A 26,116-nucleotide genomic window follows, 5' to 3' on the forward strand; every position below is an offset into this window, starting at 1 on the left:
GGGGGCCCCGCGTTCTCGCGCGTGCCGGTGCTGGAGCACGAGATCGTCGACCACGTCTACAGCTACGGCATCGCCGCCGCCGAGACCGTGCCCGTCGCCCTGGCCCTGGCCACCGCCGCCCGGGGCGACGTCGCCGGTGCCGTCCCGGCCGCCGCCTGCCTGTCGCGGGTCGCGGACTCCGCCCCCGCGCTGGCCGGGGCGCTCACCGGCGCGCTCGGTGGCGGGGCGGCGATCCCCGCGGCCTGGCGCGAGGCCTGCCGCACCCTCTCCGGCTGCGCCCTGCCCCGCCTCGCCGGCACCGACCTCGTCGAACTCGCCGGGCTGCTCGCTCGCTCGGAACTGACCTCACCCAAGGGATGATTCGGACATGACGCTCACTCTGGAGGACCGCGCGGCCGGCTGCCTCGTCGGTGCCGCCGTCGGCGACGCGCTCGGCGGACCGGTGGAGGGCTGGTCCCCCGACCAGATCGTGGAACGGCACGGCGGCCGCGTGCACGGCATCGTCGGCCCGTGGCACGAGGACTGGCGCACGGCCCGCCCCATCGCGCCGTACCACAAGGGCGACGGGCACGTCACCGACGACACGTTGATGACCCACGCCCTGGTCCGCGTCTACGAACGGGTCCGCGACCACCTCGACGCCTACGCCGTCGCCGAGCACCTCGTCCCCGACCTCATGACGACCCCCCGGTGGATCCCGGAGCTGGAGGCGGAGGCACTGCCGCTCCAACGGATCTTCCTCGCCGAGAAGTGGCTGGTCGCCCGGCTGCACTACGGGCACGTGGACCCGCGGGAGGCCGGCACCGGAAACATCGTCAACTGCGGCGCGGCGATGTACATGGCCCCGGTCGGCGTCGTCAACGCCGGCAATCCGGCCGGAGCCTACGCCGAGGCCCTCGACATCGCCGGCGCCCACCAGTCGTCGTACGGCCGCGAGGCCGCGGGGGTGTTCGCGGCTGCCGTGGCGGCGGCCTGCGCGCCGGACGCCACGGCGGCGTCCGTGGTGGACACCGCCCTGTCGCTGGCCAAGGACGGCACCCGCGCGGCGATCGAGGCGGTCGCGGAGGCGGCGGCGCGGTACCGGGACGTGGAGTCGGCGCTGGGGCCGCTGCGGGCGGCCGTCGCACCGTACGACACGGTGGGGCCGGACTACCGGAACCCGTCGCTCGGCGCGCGCCGCCCCTCCCGGCTGCACGCCGTCGAGGAACTTCCGGTGGCGCTCGGGATGTTGCTCGTGGCGGACGGCCGGTACGAGGGGGCGGTGCTGGGAGCGGTGAACTACGGACGGGACTGCGACTCGATCGCGACGATGGCGGGGGCGCTGGCCGGGGCGCTGGGCGGCGCCGACGCCGTGCCCGCCACCTGGGCGAAGCAGGTCGCCGAGGCGAGCCGGCTGGACCTGCACGCGCCGGCGGCGGCACTGGCCGCCGTCGCGCGCGAGGTCTTCGCCCTCGACCGCACCCGCCACGCCGCCCACGCGGCGGCCTTCGCGGCCCTGGCGGACCCCCGATGACCACCGGCACCGCGCCCGTGCGGATGACCTGGGTCCAGCCCGAGGACCTGCTCGGGCACGAGGTCCGGCAGGCCCGCGAGGACGGGCGGGGCGAGGCGGCGGCGCGGGTGTGGGCACGGTGGGTCGCCGCCGGCGGCGGCCCGGCGCCCGGCAGCGGCGGGGCCTCCCCCGAGCCGGCCCCGCCGGCGCTGCGCGCCTTGGCCCTGGACCTGCTGGACGAGCTGGACGCCGTCCCGTCACCGCTGCAACCGGACGAGCCGGACCACCTCCCCGACCCGACCGCCCTTCCCGGCCGCCGCGGTCTGCCGGCCGTCCCCGCCCGCCGGGAGGACGCCGGGGCGTACGAGGAGCTCGTGGCCCGGCTGGAGGCCGCCTGGCTCGGGCGGGCCGTCGGGTGCGTGCTCGGCAAGCCGGTGGAGAAGGTGGGGCTCGACGGGGTGCGGGCGTTGGCGCGGGCCGCCGGGAACTGGCCGCTCGACGACTGGTTCACCGCCCGCGGGGTCCCCGCGGAGGTGCTGGCGGCGCATCCGTGGAACCGGCGGTCCGCCGCCACCTCCCTCGCCGAGAACCTCGACGGCACGCCCGAGGACGACGATCTCGACTACGCCCTGCTGAACCTCCTCCTGCTCCAGCGCCACGGCAAGGACTTCACCACCGCCGACGTCGCCCGGCTCTGGCTGGACGAGCTGCCCGCCGGGCGGGCGTTCACCGCCGAGCGGATCGCGTACCGCAACCTGCTGCTCGGCCTCGAACCCCCGCTCACCGCCCGCCACCGCAATCCGTTCCGCGAGTGGATCGGCGCTCTCATCCGCGCCGACGTGCACGGCTGGACCAATCCCGGCGACCCCGCCCGCGCCGCCGCGCAGGCCTGCCGCGACGCCGCCCTCACGCACACCGCCGCCGGCGTCCACGCCGCCGCGTTCGCCGCCGCCGCCCTGGCCGCGGCCGCGGGCGGCGACGGCGACGTGCACACCGCGCTGCGGGCCGGCCTCGCCGTCGTGCCGTCCCGCTCGCGCCTGGCCGAGGCGGTCCGCTCGGGCATCGACGCCGCCGAGCGGGCCCCCGCCGGTCCCGCCGGCTTCGACACCGTCGTGGACCGGCTGCACGCCTGTTACGGGCACTACCACTGGGTGCACGCCGTGCCCAACACCGCCCTGCTCGCCGCCGCCCTCACCCACGCCGACGGCGACTTCACCGGGTCGGTGTGCCGGGCCGTGTCGGGCGGCTGGGACACCGACTCCAACGGCGCCACGGCCGGTTCCCTCGCCGGCCTGCTGGCCGGCTCCCCGGCCCGGATCCCCGAGCGCTGGACCGCGCCCCTGAAGAACCGGCTGGCGACCACCGTGGCCGGCTTCGACGGCATCGGCTTCGACACCCTCGCCCACCTCACCGCACAGGAGGCAGCCCGCTCATGACGGCCATCGCCGTGCTCGGCAGTACGAACATGGACCTCGTCGCCTACGTCGCCAAGGCGCCCCGCCTCGGCGAGACCGTGACCGGCCGGGAGTTCCGCACGGTCCCCGGCGGCAAGGGGGCCAACCAGGCCGTGGCCGCCGCCCGGTGCGGCGGCCGGGTGGCGATGATCGGGGCGGTCGGCGCCGACGAGTTCGGGCTGCGGCTGCGCTCGTCCCTCGGTGCCGCCGGGGTCGACACGGCCGCCCTGCGCACCGTCGAGGGCGCCAGCGGCACCGCCCACATCACCGTGGACGACGAGGGCGGCAACAGCATCGTCGTCGTGCCCGGCGCCAACGCCCGCCTGACCGCCCTGGAGGACGGCGACGAGGCCCGGATCGCCGCCGCCGACACGCTGCTGCTCCAGCTGGAGGTGCCGCTGGAGGTGGTCGGCGCGGGGGCCCGGGCCGCCCGCGCCCACGGCGTGCGGACGGTGCTGACCCCGGCGCCCGCCCAGCCGCTGCCGCCCGGGCTGCTGGCCGCCACCGATCTGCTGGTGCCCAACGAGCACGAGGCGGCGGCCCTCACCGGCCTCACCGACGTGCGTCAGGCCGCCGAGGCCCTGCTGCAGGAGGTGCCCGCGGTGGCCGTCACGCTCGGCTCCGCCGGTGTGCTGTACGCGGCGCGCGGCCGGGAGCCGTTCACCGTGCCCGCGCCCCGGGTGCGGGCGGTGGACACCACCGCCGCCGGCGACACGTTCGTGGGCGCGCTCGCCGTCGCCCTCGGCGAGGGCCGGCCGGAGCGGGAGGCGCTGGGCTGGGCCTGTGCGGCGGCCTCGCTGTCCGTCCAGCGGCCCGGCGCCCAGGCCTCGATGCCCGCCCGGGCCGAGGTCGACGCCGCCTGGGCCGCGCGGGTCGGCGACGCGTCATGACGAGCTCCGGCGCCGCCTCCCCGACCTCCCCCGCCTCCTCTGCCTCCCCCGCCTCCCCTGTCTCCTCCGCCTCCCCGGCCTCCGCCCCCTCCTCCGGCACTCCCGACGCCCCGCCGCCGGCCGGCCCGCTCGCCGGGCTGCGGGTGCTGGACCTCGCCACGCTCTTCGCCGGTCCGCTGGCGGCGACCCTGCTCGGCGACTTCGGCGCCGAGGTGGTCAAGGTCGAGCACCCGGACCGGCCGGACCCCTCCCGGGGCCACGGCCCCGCCAAGGACGGCGTCGGCCTGTGGTGGAAGCTGCTCGGGCGGAACAAGCGCACGATCACCCTGGACCTGTCCGCGCCCGGCGGCCGGGACGTGCTGCTGCGGCTGGCCGCGGGGGCGGACGTGGTGATCGAGAACTTCCGCCCGGGCACCCTGGAGCGCTGGGGCCTGGGCTGGGAGGAGCTGAGCGCGGCCAACCCCCGCCTGGTCCTGGCCCGGGTGACCGGCTTCGGGCAGAGCGGCCCGTACGCCCACCGCCCCGGCTTCGGCACCCTCGCCGAGGCGATGAGCGGCTTCGCCGCGCTCACCGGCGAGCCGGACGGGCCGCCGACCCTGCCGCCCTTCGGGCTCGCCGACTCCATCGCCGCGCTCACCGCCGCCTACGCCGTGATGACCGCGCTGGCCGGCCGTGAGCGCACCGGGCACGGCCAGGTCGTGGACCTGGCGATCATCGAGCCGGTGCTCACCGTGCTCGGGCCCCAGCCGCTGTGGTACGACCAGCTCGGCTACGTCCAGCCGCGCACCGGCAACCGGTCCCCGAACAACGCCCCCCGCAACACCTACCGCTCCGCCGACGACCGCTGGCTGGCCGTCTCCGCCTCGGCGACCTCGGTGGCCGAGCGGGTGGTGCGGTTGGTGGGGCGGCCGGAGCTGGCGCGGGAGCCGTGGTTCGCGACGGGCTCGGGCCGGGCGGCCCACGCGCACGTGCTGGACGAGGCGGTCGGCGCGTGGATCGCCCGCCACAAGGCGGAGGAGGTCGTCGGCGCCTTCGAGGAGGCCCAGGCGGCCGTGGCACCGGTCTACGACGTCCGGGACGTGCTGGCCGACCCGCAGTTCGCCGCGCTGGGCACGGTGACCGAGGTCGACGATCCCGAGCTCGGGCCGCTGCGGATGCAGAACGTGCTGTTCCGGCTGTCCGGGACCCCCGGCGGGATCCGCTGGGCCGGCCGCCCGCACGGCGCGGACACCGACGCGGTGCTCGCCGAGCTCGGCCTGTCCGAGGCGGAGGTCACCGCCCTGCGCAAGGACCGGGTCCTGTGATCCTGACCTGGCTGTACGCGCCCGGCGACCGGCCCGAGGTGGTCGCCAAGGCGCTCGCCGCGGGCGCCGACGCGGTGATCGTGGACCTGGAGGACGCGGTGCCGGCCTCCCGCAAGGAGTACGCCCGCGCGGCGACGGCGCAGCTGCTGGCGGACCGGCCGCCGGTGCCGGTGCACGTGCGGGTGAACGCCCTGGACTCGCCGTGGGCCGGGGCGGACCTGTCCGCGTTGGCCGGGCTGCGCGGGCTCGCGGGCCTGCGGCTGCCGAAGGTGACCGGGCCGGAGCAGGTCGTCGCGGCGGCCGACCGCTCGGGCGGGGTGGCGCTGTACGCGCTGCTGGAGTCGGCGCTGGGCGTGGAGCGGGCGTACGACATCGCCCGCGCGCACCCGGCCCTGCGCGGGCTGACGCTGGGCGAGGCGGACCTGCGGGCGGACCTGGGGGTGTCGGCGGACGCGGGCCTGGACTGGCCGCGCTCGCGGGTGGTGACGGCGGCCCGGGCGGCGGGGCTGGCCCCGCCCGCGCAGTCGGTGTTCCCCGACGTCCGGGACCTGGAGGCGCTGGCGGCGTCCTGCGCGCACGGGCGGGCGCTGGGGTTCCTGGGTCGGGCCGCGATCCATCCGCGGCAGCTGCCGGTGATCGAGCGGGCCTATCTGCCCGCGCCCGAGGAGGTGTCCGCCGCCGAGGAGATCGTGACCGCGGCCGAGGCGGTGCCGGGCGCTCAGGCGCTGCCCGACGGGCGTTTCGTCGACCCGGCCGTGGTCGGCGCCGCCCACCGGACGCTGCTCCTGGCGGAGCGGGCCGGTCAGCTCGCCCGGTAGCGGCACGGCGAAGGGGGCGCCGCTGCGCGCGACGCCCCCTGCGTGATGCCCGTCAGGACTTCTTGAGCTTGTCCTGCGCCGGCTGCGGCGCGGCCTTGGCCCCGGCCTCGGTCTCCGGCTCGGCCTTCGCCCCCGCCTTCGCCCCGGCCTTCGTCCCGTCCGCCGGCTCCGTCGGCCGGGGGTCGCGGTCCGGTTCGACCACGGTTTCGCGGCCCGGGCGCAGCCTGGCCGACAGGATGAAGTAGGTCACCGCCAGGACGAAGACCACGATGGCCGTCCAGACGTTCAGGCGCAGGCCCAGGACGTGGTGCGCCTCGTCCACGCGCATGTACTCGATCCAGCCGCGGCCGGCGCAGTACGCGGCCACGTACAGCGCGAACGCCCGGCCGTGGCCCAGCTTGAAGCGGCGGTCGGCCCAGATGACCAGCAGCGCGACGCCGACGCACCACAGGGACTCGTACAGGAACGTCGGGTGGTAGGTGCCCGCGACCCGGTTCGGCCCGTCGGTGATCTTCAGCGCCCAGGGCACGTCGGTGGCGCGGCCGTACAGCTCCTGGTTGAACCAGTTGCCCCAGCGGCCGATCGCCTGGGCCAGCGCGATGCCGGGGGCCAGGGCGTCCGCCCAGGCCGGGAGCGGGATGCCCCGGCGGCGGCAGCCGATCCACGCGCCGACCGCACCGAGCGCGATGGCGCCCCAGATGCCGAGGCCGCCCTCCCAGATCTTGAAGGCGTCGACCCAGTTGCGGCCCTCGCCGAAGTAGAGCTGGTAGTCGGTGACCACGTGGTAGAGGCGACCGCCGACCAGGCCGAACGGGACCGCCCACACGGCGATGTCCGCGACCGTGCCCGGCTTGCCGCCGCGCGCGATCCAACGCTTGTTGCCGAGCCAGACGGCGACGAAGACGCCGAGGATGATGCAGAACGCGTAGCCGCGCAGCGGGATCGGTCCGAGGTGGACCACGCCGGTCGACGGGCTGGGGATGTAGGCAAGTGTCATGGCAGGACCGACGCTACCTTGCCGGGCGGTGGCCACCGCAACCCGCCCGGCAAGCTGAAACCAAAACGTCAGCTGCCGCCCGCCTTGGCGGCCGCCTCGACCTTCGCCTTGAGCTTCTGCGGGGTGAGCGGATCGGCCTGGTCGCCGAAGACGTCCTTGCCGTTGAGCAGCACGGTGGGGGTGCCCCGGAACTTGCCGGTGCGGAAGGCCTCGTACGACTTGCCGACCCAGGCGTTGTGCACCCCGTCCGCCACGCACTTCTCGAACGTGGGGGTGACCAGTCCGTCCACCTTGCGGGCGAGCTCGATCAGCTTGGCGTCCTTGGCGTAGGCGTCGTCGGTCTCGGGCGGCTGGTTCTGGAAGAGGACGTCGTGGTACGCGGAGAACTTGCCGGCGTCCTGGGCGCAGGCGGCCGCGTTCGCCGCCTTCAGGGAGCCGCTGCCGCCCATGTTGCCGTCGATCAGGGTGACCAGGTGGTACTCGACCTTGAGCTGGCCCTTGGCCTCCAGCTCGTGGACCGTCGTGCGGTAGGTGTCCTCGAAGACCTTGCAGGCCGGGCAGCGGAAGTCCTCCCAGACCACCAGCGTGGACGGGGCCCCGTCCTTGCCGGTCCGGATGGCCAGGGCGTCCTTGCCCGTGGCGCCGGAGGGGGCGACGACCGGACCGGCTTCGGCGGCGCCGTCCTTGCCGGTGTTCGCCGCGATCACGCCGACGACGGCCGCCAGGCCCAGGACGCCGACGACGGCCCCGGCCACGATCAGGGTCCGGCGCCGCTTGTCCCGGGCCTTCTCCCGCTCGCGCTGCTGCTGGAGCCGCTCCCGGGCCGATCGTTTCGCTTCGCGGTTCGCACCGTGGTTCTTCTCGTTCACGTCCCGCAAACGAAACGGGGAGGCACTCGCGTGCCTCCCCGCTCCCACTTCCACCCGATCGGACTACAGAACCTCCCGGGGGGAACAGTCGTACGTCAGCGGCGGACGCCCTCGGCGAGCTCGCCGGCCAGCGCCCGTACGGCCTCCAGCCCGGTCGGCAGGTCCGGCGCGTCGAGCAGCAGCTTGACGAAGGCGGAGCCGACGATCACCCCGTCGGCGAAGCCGGCCACCTCCTTGGCCTGCTCGGCGTTGGAGACGCCCAGGCCCACGCAGACCGGGGTGTCGGTGGTCCGGCGGGTGCGCTCGACCAGTTCCCGGGCCTGTGCGCCGACGGAGGCGCGGGTGCCGGTGACGCCCATCAGCGAGGCGGCGTAGACGAAGCCGGTACCGGCCGCGGTGATGGTCGCCAGGCGCTCGTCCTTGCTGGAGGGGGCGACGACGAAGACGGTGGCCAGGCCGTGCTTCTCGGCGTGCTCGCGCCACAGCGCGGACTCCTGGACCGGCAGGTCGGGCAGGATGCAGCCGGCGCCGCCGGCCGCCGCCAGCTCGGCGGTGAAGCGCTCGACGCCGTAGCGGTCGATGGGGTTCCAGTACGTCATCACCAGCACCGGGGCGCCGGTGGCGGCGTGGGCCTCGCGGACCGTGCGCAGCACGTCGGCGATCTTGACGCCGCCGCGCAGGGCGATGTCGTCGGCGGTCTGGATGACCGGTCCGTCGAGCACCGGGTCCGAGTGGGGCAGGCCGACCTCGACGATGTCGGCGCCGCCGGCGAGGACGGCCTTGACCGCCTCGATGCCGCCCTCGACGGTGGGGAAGCCGGCCGGGAGGTAGGCGACCAGGGCCGCGCGGTTCTCGGACTTGGCCTTGGCGAGCGTGTCGCTCAGCAGCTGGATGTTCCCGCTCACTTGCTCTCCCCCTCGGCAGCGCCGTCGTACAGCCCGAAGTAGCGGGCGGCGGTGTCCATGTCCTTGTCGCCGCGGCCGGACAGGTTGACGATCAGCAGACCGTCCTTGCCCAGTTCCCGGCCGAGGTCGAGGGCGCCCGCGAGGGCGTGCGCGGACTCGATGGCGGGGATGATGCCCTCGGTGCGCGAGAGCAGCCGCAGCGCCTGCATGGCGGCGTCGTCGGTGACCGCGCGGTACTCGCCGCGGCCGGTGCTCTTGAGGTAGGCGTGCTCCGGGCCGATGCCCGGGTAGTCCAGGCCGGCCGAGATCGAGTACGGCTCGGTGATCTGGCCCTCCTCGTCCTGCAGGACGTAGGAGCGGGAGCCGTGCAGGATGCCGGGCTCGCCGGCGGTCAGGGTGGCGGCGTGCTCGCCGGTCTCCACGCCGTGCCCGGCGGGCTCGAAGCCGACCAGGCGGACGTCGGTGTCCGGGATGAAGGCGTGGAACAGGCCGATGGCGTTGGACCCGCCGCCGACGCAGGCGGCGACGGCGTCGGGCAGGCGCCCGGCGCGCTCCAGGATCTGCCGGCGGGCCTCGACGCCGATGACCCGGTGGAAGTCGCGGACCATCGCGGGGAAGGGGTGCGGGCCGGCGACGGTGCCGAAGAGGTAGTGGGTGCGGTCGACGTTGGCGACCCAGTCGCGGAACGCCTCGTTGATGGCGTCCTTCAGGGTGCGCGAGCCGGACTTCACGGCCACGACCTCGGCGCCCAGCATCCGCATCCGGGCCACGTTGAGGGCCTGGCGCTGGGTGTCGATCTCGCCCATGTAGATGGTGCAGTCGAGGCCGAAGAGGGCGCAGGCGGTGGCGGTGGCCACGCCGTGCTGGCCGGCTCCGGTCTCGGCGATCACGCGGGTCTTGCCCATGCGCTTGGTCAGCAGCGCCTGGCCCAGCACGTTGTTGATCTTGTGCGAGCCGGTGTGGTTGAGGTCCTCGCGCTTGAGGAAGATCCGCGCGCCGCCCGCGTGCTCGGCGAACCGCGGGACCTCCGTCAGGGCGCTGGGCCGGCCGGTGTAGTTGACCAGGAGGTCGCCCAGTTCGGCGACGAACGACGGATCGTCCTTGGCCTTGTCGTACTCGACGGCGACCTCGTCCACGGCGGCGACGAGCGCCTCGGGGATGAACTTGCCGCCGAAGTCGCCGAAGTAGCCCGCGGCGTCGGGAACGTGACCCTCAGGGTCCGGAATGAAGAACTCGCTGGACATGCCAGTACTCCTACGGAAGCGACGGTTGGATGCACCGTATTGCGCCGTAGGTCCCGCGGCCCTCGCGCCCCGCTGCAGCGCGGCTGCACCGGGTGCGGGCGGGGGACGGCTACCGCGCGGCTCCGCGGCGCCATCGCATGCCGTTGACCTGGCCGGGCTCGGAGCCGATCACGTACCGCACGCGGCGGCCGAGCACGCGCCGGGCCGGGGCCCGGCAGCCGCGCGGCTTGCAGCCGCGGGCGAGCGGGGCGTGCGGGTCGCGGCCGGCCGCCACCGCCACCGTACGCGCGCCGACCGGCCCCGGGCGCAGGGCGCCCGGGGTGCGGCGGCGGGTGCGGTGGGAGGCGGACACGACCGGTCTCAGCTCCGCCCGTGCCGCAGGGCGGGGTGGGCGCCGGCGGCGACGAGGTCGGCCACGGCCGACTTCGGGTCACGGCCGGTGACCAGGGACTCGCCGACCAGGACGGCGTCGGCGCCCTCGTTGGCGTAGGCGATCAGGTCGTGCGGGCCGCGGATGCCGGACTCGGCGACCTTGACGATCCCCGCGGGGATCTCGGGAACGACGCGCTCGAAGGTCGAGCGGTCCACCTCCAGGGTCTTGAGGTTGCGGGCGTTGACCCCGATGATCCGGGCGCCGGCGGCCACCGCGCGCTCGACCTCCTCCTCGTCGTGGACCTCGACGAGCGGGGTGAGCCCGATGGACTCGGCGCGCTCGATGAGGGAGACGAGGGCCTCCTGCTCCAGGGCGGCCACGATCAGCAGCGCGAGGTCGGCGCCGTAGGCACGGGCCTCCCACAGCTGGTACGCGGTGACGATGAAGTCCTTGCGGAGGATCGGGATGTCCACGCGGGCGCGGACGGCCTCCAGGTCCGCCAGCGAGCCGCCGAAGCGGCGCTGCTCGGTCAGGACGGAGATGACGGCCGCGCCGCCCGCCTCGTAGTCGGCGGCGAGCCCGGCCGGGTCGGCGATCGCGGCCAGCGCGCCCTTGGACGGGCTGGACCGCTTGACCTCACAGATCACCTTGACGCCGTCGCCCCGCAGGGCCGCGACGCCGTCCTTGGCCTGGGGCGCCTTGGCGGCACGCTCCTTGAGCTCGTCGAGGCTCACGCGGGCCTGCCGTTCGGCAAGGTCTTCGCGGACCCCTTCGATGATCTCGTCGAGCACACTCACGCGAGCGGCCCCCTTCCGGGTCGGTCGGCTGGTTCAAGGTCAGCAGTCACATCGTATCCGCGTGGGGCGTCGCGCTCCGCACGTGGTTGACGGCGTCCCACTGGCTGGACATTCGGAATCGGAGGTTCCTACGAGGCTCAGGGAGCCAGGGCCGATCCGACGGGCAGGTTCCGGACGACGGTGAAGGCCAGGGCCGCACCGCCCAGCACCCACCAGTGCCAGGGCCGCAGCGCCGGACGCGGTGCCGGGCGGCCCTGGGCGGCACGAACCAGCCACAGGACGAGGTAGCCGGCGAAGGCGACGTACGCCGTGACGGCGAGCGCGTTGTCCCCGAGGGCCGTGACCGGATCGCCGTGGGCGAACGCGTGCGCGCTGCGCAGTCCGCCGCATCCGGGGCACAGGATTCCGGTCAGCCGGAACATCGGACAGACCGGGTAGTGGCCGGGTTCGTTCGGATCGACCAGGCCCACGTAGGCGAACGCGCCGGCCACGGCCGCGGCGGTCAGGGCCGGGGCGGCCAGCCGCCGGGCCCGGCCGGGCGGGGCCGCGGCGGCACCGGGAGCGGTGGGACCGGGGGCGGCGGCACCGGGGGCGGCACCGCGAGCGGGACGAGGGTCGGTCACGCGCTGATTCTCCCCGTACGGCACGAAAGGCGCGGCCCGACCGGGCCGCGCCTCCTGGGCGACTTCGTACGAACGCCCGTACGCGAGCCGTCCGTGATCCTCACGCGAGCCGTCAGGCCTGCGCGGCCTTCGTGGCGGCGATGGCCTTGGCGAGGTCGTCGTGGACGGGCTTCTTGGCACCCATGCCCGCGGCCTTCATCGCCAGGCCGACGACACCACCGAGGGCGACGACGACCAGGCCCGCCCAGAACCCGAGCGGGTTCGCCAGCACCATGAAGGCGCCGGAGACGCAGAAACCGATGAAGGCGATGATGACACCGGTCCAGGCGGCCGGGGTGTGTCCGTGGTTGCTGCCCGCCATGAATAGCTCCTCGTTGCTCTGTCGAACGCGCGCTGTGTGGAACGCTCGGAAAACATTCTTCCGCACCCTGCGGTGACGGTCGTCAGTGGGTGGGCCCCTCGCCGCGGCGGGTGGGGTCCTCGCCGCGGTCCAGGGCCTTCCACAGGTCCTCGGGCCGGTCCGGGTCCACGGGGGCCGGCCGCCCGGTGCGCGGCCCGCCGGCCCGCTCGTAGCGCCCGCCCATGGCGGGCCAGGACCGGCCGAAGCGCAGGGCCAGCAGCCCGGAGGCCAGGATCAGGACGGCGCCGCAGGCCGTGACGTACGGCCACGCCGTATGGGTGAGTCCGGCCACCGTGGCGGCCGCGTCGGCGGTCGTACGGGCCGCCTCGTGGTCCAGCGCCTGCCGGTCCGAGGCCCCGGCGACGGCCGCCACCGCCGCGCCGAGCCCGCTGAGCGCCAGCAGGCCGGCCACCAGCAGCCGGCCCTTGCCGCGCACGGCGAAGACGGCGACCAGGGCCGCGAGCCCCACGATCGCCAGGGCCGCCGGCACCCCGGTCACCATCCGGCCGTCGGCCGCGAGCGGCAACGAGCCGCCGCCGACGTCGGCGGTGCCACGGGCCCAGGTGCGCCCCGAGGCCAGCAGGACCACGGTGGCGCCGAGGGCGCCGAGCAGCAGGGCGGCGGCCACGCTGCGCCGCCCGGAGCGGGCGGCGGCGGGCCGGGAGTCATCGGTTCGGGGTGGGGGTACGGCGCTCACGTACCCAGTGTCCCCCCAGGCCCCGGCCCGGTGTCCGCCGGGGGCGGCCCCGGGCGGACGCCCGGCACCCGAACGGGCCCGGGCGCCGGACGCGGGCGGGTGGTTCAGGCGCCGTGCAGCCGGTTGGCGGCGCCGACGGCGCGCAGCACCGCGGCCGCCTTGTTGCGGCACTCCTGGTCCTCCGCCTCCGGCCGGGAGTCGGCGACCACACCGGCGCCGGCCTGGACGTACGCCGTGCCGTCGCGCAGCAGCGCGGTGCGGATGGCGATGGCGGTGTCGGAGTCCCCCGCGAAGTCGAGGTAGCCGACGCAGCCGCCGTACAGACCGCGGCGGGAGGGCTCCAGCTCCTCGATGATCTGCATGGCCCGCGGCTTGGGCGCGCCGGAGAGGGTGCCGGCGGGGAAGCAGGCCGTGAGCACGTCGAAGGCCGTCTTGCCCTCCGCGATCCGGCCGGTCACGGTGGAGACGATGTGCATGACGTGCGAGTACCGCTCGATCGACATGAAGTCGACCACCTCGACGGAGCCCGGCTCGCAGACCCGGCCCAGGTCGTTGCGGCCGAGGTCGACCAGCATCAGGTGCTCGGCGCGCTCCTTGGGGTCGGCGAGCAGCTCCTCGGCGAGGTCGTGGTCCTCCTGCGGGGTGGCGCCGCGGTGCCGGGTGCCGGCGATGGGGTGCACCATGGCCCGCCCGTCCTCGACCTTCACCAGCGCCTCGGGGCTGGAGCCGACGACGTCGAAGCCGTTCTCGAAGCGGAAGAGGTACATGTAGGGGGACGGGTTGGTGGCCCGCAGGACCCGGTAGACGTCCAGCGCGGAGGCCGCGCAGGGGGTCTCGAACCGCTGCGAGGGCACCACCTGGAAGGCCTCGCCGGCGCGGATGCGCTCCTTGATGTCCTCCACGGCCGCCTGATAGGCCTCGCCGCCCCACAGCGCGCTGAACTCCGGCAGCTCGGAGGCCGGCAGCGGCGTCGGGGTGTACGGGGCGGGCCGCGCGAGGTCGGCCTCCATGGCGTCGAGCCGGGCCACCGCGTCGGCGTAGGCCTCGTCGACCCCGGTGTCGAGGGCGTTGTGGTTGATCGCGTTGGCGATCAGCAGGACCGTGCCGTCCCAGTGGTCGAGGACCGCCAGGTCGGAGGTGAGGAGCATGGTCAGCTCGGGGAGCCGCAGGTCGTCACGGCCGTGGTCGCCGATGCGCTCCAGGCGGCGGACGATGTCGTAACCGAGGTAGCCGACCATGCCGCCGGTGAACGGGGGCACCACCCCGTCGAAGAACCCGGCCAGGTCGCGCGGGGTGTGCAGCGCCTGCACGGTGGCCCGCAGGGCGTCGAGCGGGTCGCCGTCGGTGGGGACGCCGACGGGGGCGGTGCCGATCCAGTGGGCCTGGCCGTCCCGGACGGTCAAGGTGGCGTCGGACCGGACCCCGATGAAGGAGTAGCGGGACCAGGAGCGCCCGTTCTCGGCGGACTCCAGCAGGAAGGTGCCGGGGCGTTCGGCGGCCAGCTTGCGGTAGAGCCCGACGGGGGTGTCCCCGTCCGCCAGCAGCTTGCGGCTGACGGGGATGACACGGCGGTCGGCCGCGAGTTTGCGGAACGTCTCGAGATCCATGGGGTGGGGCCTACCTATTCGGCGTCGGCGGTCAGCGGGAGGACGTCGGCGTCGAAGCAGGTGCGGGCCCCGGTGTGGCAGGCCGCGCCGACCTGGTCGACCTTCACGAGCACGGTGTCGGCGTCGCAGTCGAGGGCGACGGACTTCACGTGCTGGACGTGGCCGGACGTGTCCCCCTTGACCCAGTACTCCCCGCGGCTGCGGGACCAGTAGGTGCAGCGGCCGGTGGTCAGGGTGCGGTGCAGCGCCTCGTCGTCCATCCAGCCGAGCATGAGCACCTCGCCGGTGTCGTACTGCTGGGCGATGGCGGGCACCAGGCCGTCCGGGGAACGCTTGAGGCGGGCGGCGATGGCCGGGTCGAGGGCGCTGCGGGGCCCGCTGGGGCGGGGGGACGTACTCATGAGGGCCATTGTGCCGCGATCACGGGGGCGCGACGGGCCGCTGTCCGCCTGATGGGCACGCAGCGGCGGGTCCCCGGACGTAGGCTTGCCGGCATGTCGACCCATGCGAAGCGCGAACGCCTGCTGCTGGCGGACCTGTTGGAGGCGGCCGGGCCGGAGGCGCCCACGCTGTGCCAGGGCTGGACCTGCCGTGATCTCGCCGCGCACGTGGTGGTGCGCGAGCGGCGCCCGGACGCGGCCGGCGGGCTGCTGCTGAACGTGCTCAAGACCCGGCTGGACCAGGCGATGGCGCAGTACGCGGCCAAGCCGTACGAGGAGCTGATCCAGCTGATCCGCACCGGGCCGCCGCGGCTGTCGCCGTACGCGCTGAAGCAGATCGACGAGGCGGCGAACGCGGTGGAGTTCTACGTCCACGCCGAGGACGTGCGCCGGGCCCAGCCCGACTGGACGCCGCGCGAGCTGGACCCGGTCTTCTCGGCCGCGCTGTGGTCCCGGCTGGAGAAGCTGGCCCGGCTGACCGGCCGGCGCTCGCCGGTGGGCCTGGTGCTGCGCCGCCCCGACGGCCAGACGGTGGTGGCGCACAAGGGCACCCCGGTGGTCACGGTGACCGGTGAGCCCGGCGAGCTGACCCTGTTCTGCTTCGGCCGCCAGGACGCCGCCGCGGTGGAACTGGACGGCGACAAGGAGGCCGTGGCCCGGCTGACCACGGCCAGGCTGGGGATCTAGGAACGGTCGGAGTGCGTCGTGAGGGGGCGGACCGTAGGGTCCGGACATCATGAACACGTTCCTCCCTCGGCCGCGCCTTTCCGCCGACGAGCTTTTTCACCTCTTGCGCGCACGCTTGCCCTCGGCGCTTCTGCAGCGGGCCACTACCGCTGCAGGCGTCGAGGTGGTCGGCGTGTCGGTGGCCCGGAACCGGGTGCGTGGCGTGTGGGACGAGTGGCGCGGGTGTGCCCGGTGCTCGCGCAGCCGCTGCCAGGGGTGTCGCACTGGGCGTCCGGTGAGGAAGGCATCTGGGGCCGGGGCTCGCCCAGCTCTTCCTCGCCCAGGGTGCGTACCTGGAGCTGGTCGTCGACAGACCGCCGTTGGATCCTCGGGCAGCGGCGCAGGCGGCCACGGAGTTGCTGGGCTACTGCCACGACACCGTGCAGGACCCGTGGACCGCCGGCGACGGCATGGTCCGATCGACGGTCTGGTCGCTGTGGTGGGACTGAGCCGCTTCGCGGCCGACGTATGACGGCCTCAAGAGCCGGCGCGTCGCTGCCCGGCCGGTGGTGACGCGGAGGACCCCGTGATCGTCGGGTTCGGCTGGGCCTGGCGCCCCCCACCTTTTGCGGTCGCGGCCGGAGTTGGCCTGAACGCACGCTTGTCCGGCCCCGCCCTGGCCTGCTTAATGGGTCGTCCGGTTCACGCCAGTCGAGCGCGTTACGGGGGCGCCATGGAATCCACTCCGGTCACACCGCCACCTCCGTCCAGACCTCCGGCCGCTCCGCCTCCTGCGGCACCGCCGCCTCCGCCGGTGCCGCCGCCGATGCGGTCCCACGACGGGGTGCAGCTGGAGGTGAGCAGGCGGCTGCTGTGGGTGGGCGAGGCGGCGTACCCGCTGCACAACATCGCCCGGGTGCACACCTTCACCCTGCGTCCCGACCGGTGGGGGGCGTTCGTGTCGTTCCTCAAGTGGCTGGGCGGGACGGTGGTGGTGTTCGTGCTGCTGCAGACCGCGAACGAGAGCACCTCGTCGTACTCCGAGCGCGACGAGAACGCCGACGGGCTGTGGATCATCGGCGGCATGGCGGCGATCGGCCTGGTCATCACGCTGGTCGCCCGGCTCGCCACCCCCTCCCGGCACGCCCTCGGCGTGGAGACCTCCGGTCCCTCCACGGCGCTGGTGACCCTGCCGGAGAAGGAGCAGCTGCGGCAGCTGGTCGGGCTGATCGTGCACGCCATCGAACATCCGGAGACGGAGTTCTCCGTACGGGTCGAGCGGTTGAGCATCAATCCGAAGAACTACCACCTGGGGGACAGCGTGAACATCTACGGCGGGTCGGGGCACACGGGGGTGGCCAAGTGACGGCCGAGGGCAGCTCGTACCACTACGGAGACGTGGTCAACCTGCACGGCGGGCACCACAACGTCGGCATCCAGCACCACTGGTCCCCGCCGGTGTCGCGGGAGCTGCCCGACGACCAGCGGGCGGCCGTCGAGCAGCTCCTGGAGCTGCTGAGGCAGCACCGGGACGAGATCGCGGCCGAGGACCAGGAGGAGCTCGCCGAGGCCCTGCCCGTGATCGCTTCCGCCGCCCGCCCCGTCCCGGAGCGCCGGCGGGCGCTGCGGCGGGTGGCCGGGGTCGCGGCCACCACCGCGGCCCTCGGCCAGCCCGTCGTGGACCTGGTCAACGGGATCATCGCCCTGCTGGGCCCCGCCTGAGCGGCGGCCCCGGGGTCAGCGCACCGGGTGGCCGGCCTCGCGCAGGGCGTCCTTGACCTGGCCGATGCGCAGGTCGCCGAAGTGGAAGACGGAGGCCGCCAGCACCGCGTCCGCGCCGGCGGCGACCGCCGGCGCGAAGTCGCCGAGCCTGCCGGCGCCGCCCGAGGCGATCACCGGGACGCTCACGTGCTTGCGGACCGCCGCGATCATCTCGATGTCGTAGCCGTCCTTGGTGCCGTCGGCGTCCATCGAGTTCAGCAGGATCTCCCCGGCGCCCAGCTCGGCCGCCCGGTGCGCCCACTCGACGGCGTCGATGCCGGTGCCCCGGCGGCCGCCGTGCGTGGTGACCTCGAACGAGCCCGACGGCGTGCGGCGGGCGTCGACCGACAGGACCAGCACCTGCCGGCCGAACCGCTCGGCGATCTCCTGGATCAGCTCCGGGCGGGCGATGGCCGCCGTGTTCACCCCGACCTTGTCGGCGCCGGCCCGCAGCAGCTTGTCCACGTCCTCGGCGGTGCGGACGCCGCCGCCCACGGTGAGCGGGATGAACACCTGCTCGGCGGTGCGGCGCACCACGTCGTAGGTGGTCTCTCGGTCCCCGGAGGAGGCGGTGATGTCCAGGAAGGTGAGCTCGTCGGCGCCCTCGGCGTCGTAGAGCTTGGCCATCTCCACCGGGTCACCGGCGTCGCGCAGGTTCTGGAAGTTGACGCCCTTGACCACCCGGCCGTTGTCCACGTCCAGGCAGGGGATCACCCGTACCGCCAGCGTCATGCCGCACCTCCTCGGTACGCCTCGACCTCGACCTCGACGACCAGGTTGGGGTCGACCAGCCCGGCCACGATCACCATCGTGCTGGCCGGGCGGGCCGCGTCGAAGAGCTCCTTGTGGGCGCGGCCCACCTCGTCGACGTCCCGGGCGTGGGTGAGGTACATCCGGGTGCGGACCACGTGCTCCGCGCCCAGTCCGACCTGGGCGAGGGCCCCGAGGGCCACGTTGAAGGCGTTGATCGTCTGCTCGTACGGGTTGCCGTAGGCCACGGCCCCGTCGACCACGGAGGTGCAGCCGGAGACCAGCACCAGGCCGCCGGGCAGCTCGACCGCGCGGGAGTAGGCGATCACGTCCTCCCAGGGGCCGCCGGAGGAGATCCGCCGGACGCCGTTGTCGGGCGCGCTCATGCGGAGACCACCTCCAGCGCCTCCTGAAGGGTGAAGGCCTTGGCGTACAGCGCCTTGCCGACGATCGCGCCCTCGACGCCCTCGCCGACCAGCCCGGACAGCGCCCGCAGGTCGTCCAGCGAGGAGACGCCGCCGGAGGCGACGACCGGCTTGTCGGTGGCGGCGCAGACGCTCCGCAGCAGCTCCAGGTTGGGGCCGGTCAGGGTGCCGTCCTTGCCGATGTCGGTGACGACGTACCGGGCGCAGCCCTCGGAGTCCAGCCGGGCCAGGGTCTCGTAGAGGTCGCCGCCCTCGCTGGTCCAGCCGCGGCCCTTGAGGGTGGTGCCGACGACGTCCAGGCCGACGGCGATCCTGTCGCCGTGCTCGGCGATGACCTTGGCGACCCACTCGGGGGTCTCCAGCGCGGCGGTGCCCAGGTTGACCCGGGTGCAGCCGGTGGCCAGGGCGGCGGCGAGCGTGGCGTCGTCGCGGATGCCGCCGGACAGTTCCACCTTGATGTCCATGGCCCGGGTGATCTCGGCGACCAGGGCGCGGTTGTCCCCGGTGCCGAAGGCGGCGTCGAGGTCGACCAGGTGCAGCCACTCGGCGCCGGCGGACTGCCAGGCCAGGGCCGCCTGGAGCGGGGAGCCGTAGGAGGTCTCGGTGCCGGACTCGCCGTGCACGAGGCGGACCGCCTGGCCGTCGCGGACGTCCACGGCGGGCAGGAGTTCGAGCGTCTTCGCGGTCGCGGTCATCACAGGGTCTCGATCCAGTTGGTGAGGAGCTGGGCGCCGGCGTCCCCGGACTTCTCCGGGTGGAACTGCGTCGCCCACAGGGCGCCGTTCTCGACGGCGGCGACGAACGGCTCGCCGTGCGTGGCCCAGGTGACCTTGGGGGCCCGGATGTTGGGGTTGCCGATCTCCAGGGTCCAGTCCCGCACGGCGTAGGAGTGGACGAAGTAGAAGCGGGCGTCGGCGTCCAGCCCGGCGAAGGCCTGGCTGTCCTCGGGGGCGCGGACGGTGTTCCAGCCCATGTGCGGGACGACCGGGGCGCGCAGCGGCTCGACCGTGCCGGGCCACTCGTCGAGGCCCTCGGTCTCCACGCCGTGCTCGATGCCCCGCTCGAAGAGGATCTGCATGCCGACGCAGATGCCCAGGACCGGACGGCCGCCGGAGAGCCGGCGGCCGACGATCCAGTCGCCGCGCGCGGCCTTGAGGCCCTGCATGCAGGCGGCGAAGGCGCCGACGCCGGGGACCAGGAGGCCGTCGGCGTCCATCGCCTGGTCGTAGTCGCGGGTGATCTCCACGTCCGCGCCGACCCGTGCGAGGGCGCGTTCGGCGGAGCGGACGTTGCCGAAGCCGTAGTCGAAGACGACTACTTTCTTGCTCATTCCCAGATTCCTCGGATGCGCAGGACCCCGGCGACCAGACACATCGCGGAGCCGATGGCGAGCAGCAGGACCACCGACTTGGGCAGCTGCTGCTTGTGGAAGGAGTAGACGCCGCCGGCCAGGAACAGGCCGACGACGATCAGGACGGTGGACAGGCCGTTCACGACTACAGGGCGCCCTTCGTCGAGGGCAGGATGCCGGCGGCCCGCGGGTCGCGCTCGCTGGCGTAGCGCAGGGCCCGGGCCAGCGCCTTGAACTGGCACTCCACGATGTGGTGCGCGTTGCGGCCGTACGGGACGTGGACGTGCAGGGCGATCTGCGCCTGCGCGACGAAGGACTCCAGGATGTGCCGCGTCATCGTCGTGTCGTACGCGCCGATCATCGGCGCCATGTTCTCGGGCTCGGTGTGCACGAGGTACGGGCGGCCGGAGAGGTCGACGGTGACCTGGGCGAGGGACTCGTCCAGCGGCACGGTGCAGTTGCCGAAGCGGTAGATGCCGACCTTGTCGCCGAGGGCCTGCTTGAAGGCGGCGCCCAGGGCCAGGGCGGTGTCCTCGATGGTGTGGTGCGAGTCGATGTGCAGGTCGCCGTCGGTCTTGACGGTCAGGTCGAACAGGCCGTGGCGGCCGAGCTGGTCGAGCATGTGGTCGTAGAAGCCGACGCCGGTCGACACGTCGACCTTGCCGGTGCCGTCGAGGTCTATCTCGACCAGGACCGAGGTCTCCTTGGTGGTGCGTTCCACCCGTCCGATGCGGCTCATGCCTGCTGCTCCTTCTTCAGTGCGCGAACCGCTTCCAGGAACGCGTCGTTCTCCTGCGGGGTGCCGGCGGTGACCCGCAGCCACCCCGGTACGCCGTTGTCCCGGACCAGGACGCCCTGGTCGAGGATCCGCTGCCAGGCGGTGTGCGAGTCCTCGAACCGCCCGAACTGCACGAAGTTCGCGTCGGACTCGGTCACCTCGTAGCCGATGGCGCGCAGTTCGGCGACCAGCCGGTCGCGCTCGGCCTTGAGCTGCTCGACGTAGCCGAGCAGGGTGTCGGTGTGCTCCAGCGCGGCCAGGGCCGTGGCCTGGGTGACGGCCGACAGGTGGTACGGCAGGCGCACCAGCTGGACGGCGTCCACGACGGCCGGGTGGGCGGCGAGGTAGCCCAGGCGCAGGCCGGCCGCGCCGAAGGCCTTGGACATGGTCCGGGAGACCACCAGGTTCGGCCGGCCCTCGATGAGGGGCAGCAGGGAGTCCCGGTGGGAGAACTCCACGTACGCCTCGTCCACGACCACCAGCGAGGGCTTGGCGGCCTGCGCGGCCTCGTACAGGGCGAGGACCGTCCCCGCGTCGACGGCGGTGCCGGTGGGGTTGTTCGGGGAGGTGATGAAGACGACGTCGGGCGCGTGCTCGGCGATGGCCCGCCGGGCCGCGGCCACGTCGATCGTGAAGTCCTCCCGGCGGGGACCGGAGATCCAGCCGGTGCCGGTGCCGCGGGCGATGAGCGCGTGCATGGAGTACGAGGGCTCGAAGCCGATCGCGGTGCGGCCGGGCCCGCCGAAGGCCTGCAGCAGCTGCTGGAGGACCTCGTTGGAGCCGTTGGCCGCCCAGACGTTCTCCTTGCCGACCGGGTGCTTGCCGGTGCGGGTCAGGTACGCGGCGAGCTCGGTGCGCAGCTCCACCGCGTCCCGGTCGGGGTAGCGGTTGAGGGTGCGGGCCGCCTCGGCGACGCGCTCGGCGATCCGCCGTACGAGCGGCTCGGGCAGCTCGTACGGGTTCTCGTTGGTGTTCAGCTGCACGGGCACGTCGAGCTGGGGGGCGCCGTACGGGGACTTGCCGCGCAGCTCGTCGCGCAGGGGGAGGTCGTCGAGGCCGAAACCGGTCATGCCGTCGGCACCTTCCATCCGAAGCGGGCCTTGAGGGCCGCGCCGTGCGCCGGCAGGTCCTCGGCCTCGGCCAGCGTCACCACGTGGTGGGTGACCTCGGCGAGGGCGTCGCGCGTGTAGTCGACGATGTGGATGCCGCGCAGGAAGGACTGCACGGACAGGCCCGAGGAGTGGCAGGCGCAGCCGCCGGTGGGCAGGACGTGGTTGGAGCCGGCGCAGTAGTCGCCGAGGGAGACCGGGGCCCAGGGGCCGACGAAGATCGCGCCGGCGTTGCGGACCCGGGCGGCCCACGCGGCGGCGTCGGCGGTCTGGACCTCCAGGTGCTCGGCGCCGTACGCGTCGACCACGCGCAGGCCCGCCTCCAGGTCGTCGACCAGGACGATCGCGGACTGCTTGCCGGCCAGGGCCGGCTTGATGCGGTCCTCGACGTGCTTGGTGGCGGCGACCTGGGTCTCCAGCTCGGTCTCGACGGCCTTGGCCAGCTCCTCGGAGTCGGTGACCAGGACGGCGGCGGCCAGCGGGTCGTGCTCGGCCTGGCTGATCAGGTCGGCGGCGACGTGCACCGGGTCGGCGGTGGAGTCCGCGAGGATCGCGATCTCGGTCGGGCCGGCCTCGGTGTCGATGCCGATCTTCCCGGTGAAGTAGCGCTTGGCGGCGGCCACCCAGACGTTGCCGGGGCCCGTCACCATGTTCGTCGGGGCGCACTCCTCGGTCCCGTACGCGAACATCGCCACCGCCTGGGCGCCGCCGGCGGCGTACACCTCGTCCACGCCGAGCAGCGCGCACGCGGCCAGGATGGTCGGGTGCGGCAGGCCGCCGAACTCCGCCTGCGGCGGGGAGGCGAGCGCGACGGACTCGACGCCGGCCTCCTGGGCGGGGACCACGTTCATCACCACGGACGAGGGGTACACGGACCGGCCGCCGGGGGCGTACAGGCCGACGCGTCCGACCGGGACCCACTTCTCGGTCACGGTGCCGCCGGGGACCACCTGGGTGGTGTGCTCGGCGCGGCGCTGCTGGGCGTGGACGGTCCGGGCGCGCCGGATCGACTCCTCCAGGGCCGCGCGGACCGCGGGGTCCAGCTGCTCCAGGGCGTCGTGCAGGGCCCGGACGGGCACCCGTACCTGCTCCAGGGTGACCCCGTCGAACTTCTGCGCGTACTCGATCAGCGCCGCCGTGCCCCGATGATGGACGTCCTCGCAGATGGGCCGCACCTTCTCCAGGGCGGCTTCCACGTCGAACTCGGCACGGGGCAGCAGGTCGCGCAGGGCGCCGCCCTCGGGGAGGGCGTCACCGCGCAGGTCGATACGAGAGATCACGCCCCAATTCTCTCAGACCGCCTCCCACCACCGTCTCTCCGTATCACTGGCTGATACGCGCCCCGGCTGTCACTGCCGGGCATTAGCGTTCGAGTACACGGGGTGACGAGCGGAGGGGGGACCGCCATGACCGAGGTGCGCACCGACGTGCAGCCGGCGGACCTGACGGATGCCGAGCGGCGGATGTGGGAGGCCTTCCGGTTCGGTCGCGTATGCGATCTCAGCAGCCGGATCCCGGCGCAGGACGACCCGATGTCGGACCGGGTCTGGGGCCCGGAGCGCACCGTCCGCGCGGACGTTGTGGGCCTGCTGCTGCTCCACGGCCCGCCGCCGCTGCCGGGCCGGGTGTCCTCGCTGAAGCTGCGCGGGGCCCGGATCACCGGTCGGCTGGACCTCTCGGGCGGCACCGTCGACCCGTACGTCGAACTCCAGTCCTGCCGCTTCGACCGCGAGGTGCAGCTCTCCGAGACCCGGTTCGGCACCCTGCGCATGATCAGCTGTGCGATCCCCCGGCTGGACGCGGCCAGGCTGCACACCGAGGGCGACCTGCACCTGCCGCGCTGCCGGGTGGCGCGCGGGATCCGCCTGACGGACGCGCAGATCGGCACGGACCTGCTGATCAGCCAGGCCGTGCTGGAGCGCGACAGCAAGGGCAAGGCGCTGTCGGCCGACGGGATGTCGGTGGCCCAGGACTTCCAGGCCGAGCTGCTGACCACGCACGGCGAGGTCAGCCTGCGCGGGGCGAAGGTCGGGGTGTCGATGAGCCTGCGCGGGGCGCGGCTGGCCAATCCGTACGGCCGGCGTGCGCTGAACGCGCCGCAGCTGACCGTCGAGCGGACCCTGTACCTGACCTCGGTCGCCCTGGACGCGACCGGCGGCGACCCGACCTCCACTCCCCCGTTCGGGCTGGGCCAGACCCCGGCGCCGGTCCGGGGCGGGCGGGTCCGGCCGTTCGAGTGCCGGGGCGGGCTGCGGCTGGACGACGGGCGGTTCGGGGACGCGGTCGACTTCTACGGGGCCCGGTTCGTGCTCGACGAGGACCAGGAGGTGTCGCTGCGGCGGATCCAGACCCCCGAGTTCCGCTTCGTCGGGGAGGGGCCGGAGCGCGGCCGGGTGGTGGTGTCCGGGGCGAAGGTGGTCAAGCTGGTCGACCTGTCGACGAGCTGGCCGGGTCCGGGCCGGCTGTCGATCGAGGGGTTCGTCTACGAGAACCTCGCCCCGCGCGGCCACTTCCCGCTGGGCCGCCGGCTGGCCTGGCTGGAGGCGGCGACGCCGGAGTACTCGCCGGAGCCCTACGAGCGGCTGGCGAGCGTGCTGCGGGCCAGCGGCGAGGACGCCGACGCCCGGGAGGTGCTGCTGGCCAAGCAGCGCCGCCGCCGGCGCACGCTGCCACCGGCGGCCAAGCTGTGGGGGTACCTCCAGGACTGGACGGTGGCCTACGGGTACCGGCCCGGCCGGGCGGCCATGTGGATGGCGGTGCTGTGGGCGGCGGGGGCGCTGCTGTTCTCCGGCCACCGGCCCTCCGCGATCAAGCCGGGCGAGTCGCCCGAGTGGAACCCGACGCTGTTCGCCCTCGACCTGCTGCTGCCGGTGGTCGACCTCGGCCAGCAGGGGTTCTGGCGGCTGACCGGACCGTGGCAGTGGGCGGGCTCGGCCCTGGTCATGCTGGGGTGGATCCTGGCGACGACGGTGGCGGCGGGGGCGTCCCGGCTGCTGCGCCGGGGGTAGACCGCGAGGGGCTCGGCGGGTCGCGGGCCCATTACCCTGTGCGTCGTGACCACCGTTCGCCTGCCCCTGTTCCCGCTGAACTCGGTGCTGTTCCCGGGACTCGTGCTCCCGCTGAACGTCTTCGAGGAGCGTTATCGCGCCATGATGCGCGAGTTGCTGCGGACGGGCGACGAGGAACCCCGCCGGTTCGCCGTCGTCGCGATCCGCGACGGCCGTGAGGTGGCGCCGACGGCGCCGGGGATGCCCGACCAGACCGCCCTGCCGGAGAAGGGGCCCGCGGCCGGCTTCGGCCCCGACCCCATCCAGGCGTTCCACCGGGTGGGCTGCATCGCGGACGCCGCGACCATCCGGGAGCGCGAGGACGGCAGCTTCGAGGTGCTGGCCACCGGCACCACCCGGGTGCGGCTGCTGTCGGTGGACGCGTCCGGGCCGTTCCTGACGGCCGAGCTGGAGGAGCTCGCCGAGGATCCCGGCGACGGCGCGGGCGCGCTGGCCGAGGGGGTGCTGCGGGCCTTCCGCGCCTACCAGCAGCGGCTGGCCGGGGCGCGGGAGCGCTCGCTGGCGTCGGCCTCGGAGCTGCCGGACGAGCCGAGTGTGGTGTCGTACCTGGTCGCGGCGGCGGCCGTGCTGGACGTCCCGTCGAAGCAGCGGCTGCTCCAGGCGCCGGACACGGCGACCCGGCTGGCGGAGGAGCTGAAGCTGCTGCGGGCCGAGACCGCCGTGATCCGGCACCTGCCGTCGCTGCCGATGACGGACCTGACCCGGACCCCGACCCACCCCAACTGACCTGACCGGCCCTGACCCGGACCCGGCTTGCGGCCGGGTCCCGGCCCCGGCCGGACCGACGGGAGCGAGAGCCTCGGATGGCGAAGAAGCGACAGGCCGCGGCGGGCACGCCCGCGCTGACCGCGGTCACGGCGGCGGGGGTCGCCCACACGGTGCACTCCTACGCGCACGACCCGGCCCACCCCAGCTACGGGCAGGAGGCGGCCGAGGCCCTCGGGGTCTCCCCCGCGCAGGTCTTCAAGACGCTGGTCGCGGACGTGGACGGCGAACTGACCGTGGCGGTGGTGCCGGTGTCGGGTTCGCTGGACCTCAAGGCGCTGGCCTCGGCGGTCGGCGGCAAGCGGGCCGCGATGGCGGACCCGGCGCTGGCGGAGCGCACCACCGGCTACGTCCGCGGCGGCATCTCCCCGCTCGGCCAGCGCAAGCGGCTGCGTACGGTCCTGGACGCCTCGGCGGCGGACCTGGCGACGGTGTGCGTCTCGGCGGGGCGGCGGGGGCTGGAGGTCGAGCTGGCCCCGACGGACCTGGCGGCCCTGACGGGTGCCGTGCTGGCCCCGATCGCCCGCGGCTGA

General features: G+C 74.4%; 31 protein-coding genes and 1 pseudogene. 13 read left to right on the plus strand and 19 right to left on the minus strand.

Features of this window, described 5'->3' with window-relative positions; all coding sequences use genetic code 11:
* The 6 genes and pseudogenes from LG632_RS07910 to LG632_RS07935 form a co-directional block, all read left to right on the plus strand.
* A pseudogene (locus LG632_RS07910) lies at window positions 1-357 on the plus strand (ADP-ribosylglycohydrolase family protein); the annotation flags it as partial.
* Between the two features lie 10 nt (window positions 358-367).
* On the plus strand, window positions 368-1,513 hold the full coding sequence (locus LG632_RS07915; protein ID WP_226726134.1) for an ADP-ribosylglycohydrolase family protein: 1,146 nt from the start codon (window positions 368-370) through the stop codon (window positions 1,511-1,513).
* Window positions 1,510-2,928, plus strand: a complete 1,419-nt coding sequence (locus tag LG632_RS07920; protein ID WP_226726135.1) for an ADP-ribosylglycohydrolase family protein — start codon at window positions 1,510-1,512, stop codon at window positions 2,926-2,928. The genes LG632_RS07915 and LG632_RS07920 overlap by 4 nt, the downstream gene beginning before the upstream one ends.
* Entirely contained in the window at window positions 2,925-3,836 is a 912-nt protein-coding gene (gene rbsK, locus LG632_RS07925) for a ribokinase (RefSeq protein ID WP_226726136.1), read from the plus strand. The genes LG632_RS07920 and rbsK overlap by 4 nt, the downstream gene beginning before the upstream one ends.
* A complete protein-coding gene (locus LG632_RS07930; RefSeq protein WP_226726137.1) occupies window positions 3,833-5,140 on the plus strand; it encodes a CaiB/BaiF CoA transferase family protein in 1,308 nt (435 codons plus the stop codon). Before rbsK ends, LG632_RS07930 begins: the two co-directional genes overlap by 4 nt.
* Window positions 5,137-5,958, plus strand: a complete 822-nt coding sequence (locus tag LG632_RS07935) for an HpcH/HpaI aldolase/citrate lyase family protein (RefSeq protein ID WP_226726138.1) — start codon at window positions 5,137-5,139, stop codon at window positions 5,956-5,958. Before LG632_RS07930 ends, LG632_RS07935 begins: the two co-directional genes overlap by 4 nt.
* A gap of 52 nt (window positions 5,959-6,010) precedes the next feature.
* Here the strand turns inward: LG632_RS07935 and lgt are convergent, their stop codons facing one another.
* The 11 genes from lgt to hisI all read right to left on the minus strand — a co-directional run bounded on the left by lgt (window position 6,011) and on the right by hisI (window position 14,871).
* A complete protein-coding gene (lgt, locus tag LG632_RS07940; protein ID WP_226726139.1) occupies window positions 6,011-6,955 on the minus strand; it encodes a prolipoprotein diacylglyceryl transferase in 945 nt (314 codons plus the stop codon).
* A 68-nt stretch (window positions 6,956-7,023) separates the two neighbouring features.
* Window positions 7,024-7,824 (minus strand): DsbA family protein, encoded by an 801-nt coding sequence (locus LG632_RS07945; protein WP_226726140.1) that lies wholly within the window; start codon window positions 7,822-7,824, stop codon window positions 7,024-7,026.
* A 95-nt stretch (window positions 7,825-7,919) separates the two neighbouring features.
* Window positions 7,920-8,729, minus strand: a complete 810-nt coding sequence (gene trpA / locus LG632_RS07950) for a tryptophan synthase subunit alpha (RefSeq protein ID WP_226726141.1) — start codon at window positions 8,727-8,729, stop codon at window positions 7,920-7,922.
* The gene (gene trpB, locus LG632_RS07955) at window positions 8,726-9,973 is read right to left on the minus strand and encodes a tryptophan synthase subunit beta (RefSeq protein WP_226726142.1); all 1,248 of its coding nucleotides are present in this window, start codon (window positions 9,971-9,973) and stop codon (window positions 8,726-8,728) included. Before trpB ends, trpA begins: the two co-directional genes overlap by 4 nt.
* A gap of 109 nt (window positions 9,974-10,082) precedes the next feature.
* Window positions 10,083-10,283: a tryptophan biosynthesis modulator TrpM gene (trpM, locus tag LG632_RS07960; protein WP_226726192.1), complete on the minus strand. Its 201-nt coding sequence runs from the start codon at window positions 10,281-10,283 to the stop codon at window positions 10,083-10,085.
* Between the two features lie 50 nt (window positions 10,284-10,333).
* Window positions 10,334-11,143, minus strand: coding sequence for an indole-3-glycerol phosphate synthase TrpC (gene trpC, locus LG632_RS07965; protein ID WP_226726143.1), 810 nt, complete (start codon window positions 11,141-11,143; stop codon window positions 10,334-10,336).
* A 137-nt stretch (window positions 11,144-11,280) separates the two neighbouring features.
* Window positions 11,281-11,766, minus strand: a complete 486-nt coding sequence (locus LG632_RS07970; protein WP_226726144.1) for a DUF2752 domain-containing protein — start codon at window positions 11,764-11,766, stop codon at window positions 11,281-11,283.
* A gap of 112 nt (window positions 11,767-11,878) precedes the next feature.
* On the minus strand, window positions 11,879-12,127 hold the full coding sequence (locus LG632_RS07975) for an HGxxPAAW family protein (RefSeq protein ID WP_226726145.1): 249 nt from the start codon (window positions 12,125-12,127) through the stop codon (window positions 11,879-11,881).
* 82 nt (window positions 12,128-12,209) lie between these two features.
* Window positions 12,210-12,863: a TIGR02234 family membrane protein gene (locus tag LG632_RS07980; protein ID WP_226726146.1), complete on the minus strand. Its 654-nt coding sequence runs from the start codon at window positions 12,861-12,863 to the stop codon at window positions 12,210-12,212.
* Window positions 12,864-12,967: 104 nt separating this feature from the next.
* The gene (locus tag LG632_RS07985) at window positions 12,968-14,470 is read right to left on the minus strand and encodes an anthranilate synthase component I (protein ID WP_226726147.1); all 1,503 of its coding nucleotides are present in this window, start codon (window positions 14,468-14,470) and stop codon (window positions 12,968-12,970) included.
* A 14-nt stretch (window positions 14,471-14,484) separates the two neighbouring features.
* Window positions 14,485-14,871 (minus strand): phosphoribosyl-AMP cyclohydrolase, encoded by a 387-nt coding sequence (gene hisI / locus LG632_RS07990; protein WP_226726148.1) that lies wholly within the window; start codon window positions 14,869-14,871, stop codon window positions 14,485-14,487.
* 93 nt (window positions 14,872-14,964) lie between these two features.
* On the opposite strand from hisI, the gene LG632_RS07995 reads away from it, so the two are divergent.
* From LG632_RS07995 to LG632_RS08010, 4 genes are all read left to right on the plus strand, one after another.
* Window positions 14,965-15,597 (plus strand): TIGR03085 family metal-binding protein, encoded by a 633-nt coding sequence (locus tag LG632_RS07995; RefSeq protein ID WP_226726149.1) that lies wholly within the window; start codon window positions 14,965-14,967, stop codon window positions 15,595-15,597.
* A 287-nt stretch (window positions 15,598-15,884) separates the two neighbouring features.
* A complete protein-coding gene (locus tag LG632_RS08000) occupies window positions 15,885-16,085 on the plus strand; it encodes a DUF4253 domain-containing protein (RefSeq protein WP_226726193.1) in 201 nt (66 codons plus the stop codon).
* 317 nt (window positions 16,086-16,402) lie between these two features.
* The gene (locus LG632_RS08005) at window positions 16,403-16,942 is read left to right on the plus strand and encodes a DUF6232 family protein (protein WP_226726150.1); all 540 of its coding nucleotides are present in this window, start codon (window positions 16,403-16,405) and stop codon (window positions 16,940-16,942) included.
* Window positions 16,939-17,298, plus strand: a complete 360-nt coding sequence (locus LG632_RS08010) for a hypothetical protein (protein ID WP_226726151.1) — start codon at window positions 16,939-16,941, stop codon at window positions 17,296-17,298. Before LG632_RS08005 ends, LG632_RS08010 begins: the two co-directional genes overlap by 4 nt.
* A 15-nt stretch (window positions 17,299-17,313) precedes the next feature.
* Here LG632_RS08010 and hisF read toward each other — a convergent pair whose 3' ends face one another.
* From hisF to hisD, 8 genes are read right to left on the minus strand one after another with little or no spacing between them, the layout of a single operon-like run.
* Complete coding sequence (hisF, locus tag LG632_RS08015; RefSeq protein WP_226726152.1) at window positions 17,314-18,069, minus strand: imidazole glycerol phosphate synthase subunit HisF; 756 nt, start codon at window positions 18,067-18,069, stop codon at window positions 17,314-17,316.
* On the minus strand, window positions 18,066-18,473 hold the full coding sequence (locus tag LG632_RS08020; RefSeq protein ID WP_226726153.1) for a RidA family protein: 408 nt from the start codon (window positions 18,471-18,473) through the stop codon (window positions 18,066-18,068). Before LG632_RS08020 ends, hisF begins: the two co-directional genes overlap by 4 nt.
* Window positions 18,470-19,207: a bifunctional 1-(5-phosphoribosyl)-5-((5-phosphoribosylamino)methylideneamino)imidazole-4-carboxamide isomerase/phosphoribosylanthranilate isomerase PriA gene (priA, locus tag LG632_RS08025; RefSeq protein WP_226726154.1), complete on the minus strand. Its 738-nt coding sequence runs from the start codon at window positions 19,205-19,207 to the stop codon at window positions 18,470-18,472. The genes LG632_RS08020 and priA overlap by 4 nt, the downstream gene beginning before the upstream one ends.
* A complete protein-coding gene (hisH, locus tag LG632_RS08030; protein WP_226726155.1) occupies window positions 19,207-19,842 on the minus strand; it encodes an imidazole glycerol phosphate synthase subunit HisH in 636 nt (211 codons plus the stop codon). Before hisH ends, priA begins: the two co-directional genes overlap by 1 nt.
* Window positions 19,839-20,006 carry a CG2302 family histidine operon protein gene (locus LG632_RS08035; RefSeq protein ID WP_226726156.1) on the minus strand — a complete coding sequence of 56 codons (168 nt, stop codon included), beginning with the start codon at window positions 20,004-20,006 and terminating at the stop codon, window positions 19,839-19,841. Before LG632_RS08035 ends, hisH begins: the two co-directional genes overlap by 4 nt.
* Window positions 20,007-20,008: 2 nt before the next feature.
* On the minus strand, window positions 20,009-20,602 hold the full coding sequence (hisB, locus tag LG632_RS08040; protein ID WP_030209395.1) for an imidazoleglycerol-phosphate dehydratase HisB: 594 nt from the start codon (window positions 20,600-20,602) through the stop codon (window positions 20,009-20,011).
* Entirely contained in the window at window positions 20,599-21,711 is a 1,113-nt protein-coding gene (locus LG632_RS08045; protein WP_226726157.1) for a histidinol-phosphate transaminase, read from the minus strand. Before LG632_RS08045 ends, hisB begins: the two co-directional genes overlap by 4 nt.
* Complete coding sequence (gene hisD, locus LG632_RS08050; protein WP_226726158.1) at window positions 21,708-23,030, minus strand: histidinol dehydrogenase; 1,323 nt, start codon at window positions 23,028-23,030, stop codon at window positions 21,708-21,710. Before hisD ends, LG632_RS08045 begins: the two co-directional genes overlap by 4 nt.
* A 126-nt stretch (window positions 23,031-23,156) precedes the next feature.
* Between hisD and LG632_RS08055 the strand changes: the two genes are divergently transcribed.
* The 3 genes from LG632_RS08055 to ybaK all read left to right on the plus strand — a co-directional run bounded on the left by LG632_RS08055 (window position 23,157) and on the right by ybaK (window position 26,116).
* Complete coding sequence (locus tag LG632_RS08055; RefSeq protein ID WP_226726159.1) at window positions 23,157-24,758, plus strand: oxidoreductase; 1,602 nt, start codon at window positions 23,157-23,159, stop codon at window positions 24,756-24,758.
* A 45-nt stretch (window positions 24,759-24,803) separates the two neighbouring features.
* Window positions 24,804-25,544, plus strand: coding sequence for an LON peptidase substrate-binding domain-containing protein (locus LG632_RS08060; protein WP_226726160.1), 741 nt, complete (start codon window positions 24,804-24,806; stop codon window positions 25,542-25,544).
* 77 nt (window positions 25,545-25,621) lie between these two features.
* Complete coding sequence (gene ybaK, locus LG632_RS08065; protein WP_226726161.1) at window positions 25,622-26,116, plus strand: Cys-tRNA(Pro) deacylase; 495 nt, start codon at window positions 25,622-25,624, stop codon at window positions 26,114-26,116.

Source organism: Streptomyces antimicrobicus, from assembly GCF_020532625.1.
Classification (GTDB): Bacteria; Actinomycetota; Actinomycetes; order Streptomycetales; family Streptomycetaceae; genus Streptomyces; species Streptomyces antimicrobicus.

Bases quoted from the DNA above. Each gene is read 5' to 3' on its own strand.
- trpB (WP_226726142.1), bottom strand. From the start codon at position 9,973: ATGTCCAGCGAGTTCTTCATTCCGGACCCTGAGGGTCACGTTCCCGAC.
- ybaK (WP_226726161.1), top strand. From the start codon at position 25,622: ATGGCGAAGAAGCGACAGGCCGCGGCGGGCACGCCCGCGCTGACCGCG.
- LG632_RS07975 (WP_226726145.1), bottom strand. From the start codon at position 12,127: ATGGCGGGCAGCAACCACGGACACACCCCGGCCGCCTGGACCGGTGTC.
- hisB (WP_030209395.1), bottom strand. From the start codon at position 20,602: ATGAGCCGCATCGGACGGGTGGAACGCACCACCAAGGAGACCTCGGTC.
- LG632_RS08005 (WP_226726150.1), top strand. From the start codon at position 16,403: ATGCGGTCCCACGACGGGGTGCAGCTGGAGGTGAGCAGGCGGCTGCTG.
- LG632_RS07995 (WP_226726149.1), top strand. From the start codon at position 14,965: ATGTCGACCCATGCGAAGCGCGAACGCCTGCTGCTGGCGGACCTGTTG.
- LG632_RS07930 (WP_226726137.1), top strand. From the start codon at position 3,833: ATGACGAGCTCCGGCGCCGCCTCCCCGACCTCCCCCGCCTCCTCTGCC.
- LG632_RS07915 (WP_226726134.1), top strand. From the start codon at position 368: ATGACGCTCACTCTGGAGGACCGCGCGGCCGGCTGCCTCGTCGGTGCC.
- rbsK (WP_226726136.1), top strand. From the start codon at position 2,925: ATGACGGCCATCGCCGTGCTCGGCAGTACGAACATGGACCTCGTCGCC.
- LG632_RS08045 (WP_226726157.1), bottom strand. From the start codon at position 21,711: ATGACCGGTTTCGGCCTCGACGACCTCCCCCTGCGCGACGAGCTGCGC.
- LG632_RS07985 (WP_226726147.1), bottom strand. From the start codon at position 14,470: ATGGATCTCGAGACGTTCCGCAAACTCGCGGCCGACCGCCGTGTCATC.
- LG632_RS07920 (WP_226726135.1), top strand. From the start codon at position 1,510: ATGACCACCGGCACCGCGCCCGTGCGGATGACCTGGGTCCAGCCCGAG.
- hisH (WP_226726155.1), bottom strand. From the start codon at position 19,842: ATGAGCAAGAAAGTAGTCGTCTTCGACTACGGCTTCGGCAACGTCCGC.
- hisI (WP_226726148.1), bottom strand. From the start codon at position 14,871: ATGAGTACGTCCCCCCGCCCCAGCGGGCCCCGCAGCGCCCTCGACCCG.
- hisF (WP_226726152.1), bottom strand. From the start codon at position 18,069: ATGACGCTGGCGGTACGGGTGATCCCCTGCCTGGACGTGGACAACGGC.
- LG632_RS08020 (WP_226726153.1), bottom strand. From the start codon at position 18,473: ATGAGCGCGCCCGACAACGGCGTCCGGCGGATCTCCTCCGGCGGCCCC.
- lgt (WP_226726139.1), bottom strand. From the start codon at position 6,955: ATGACACTTGCCTACATCCCCAGCCCGTCGACCGGCGTGGTCCACCTC.
- LG632_RS08055 (WP_226726159.1), top strand. From the start codon at position 23,157: ATGACCGAGGTGCGCACCGACGTGCAGCCGGCGGACCTGACGGATGCC.
- priA (WP_226726154.1), bottom strand. From the start codon at position 19,207: ATGACCGCGACCGCGAAGACGCTCGAACTCCTGCCCGCCGTGGACGTC.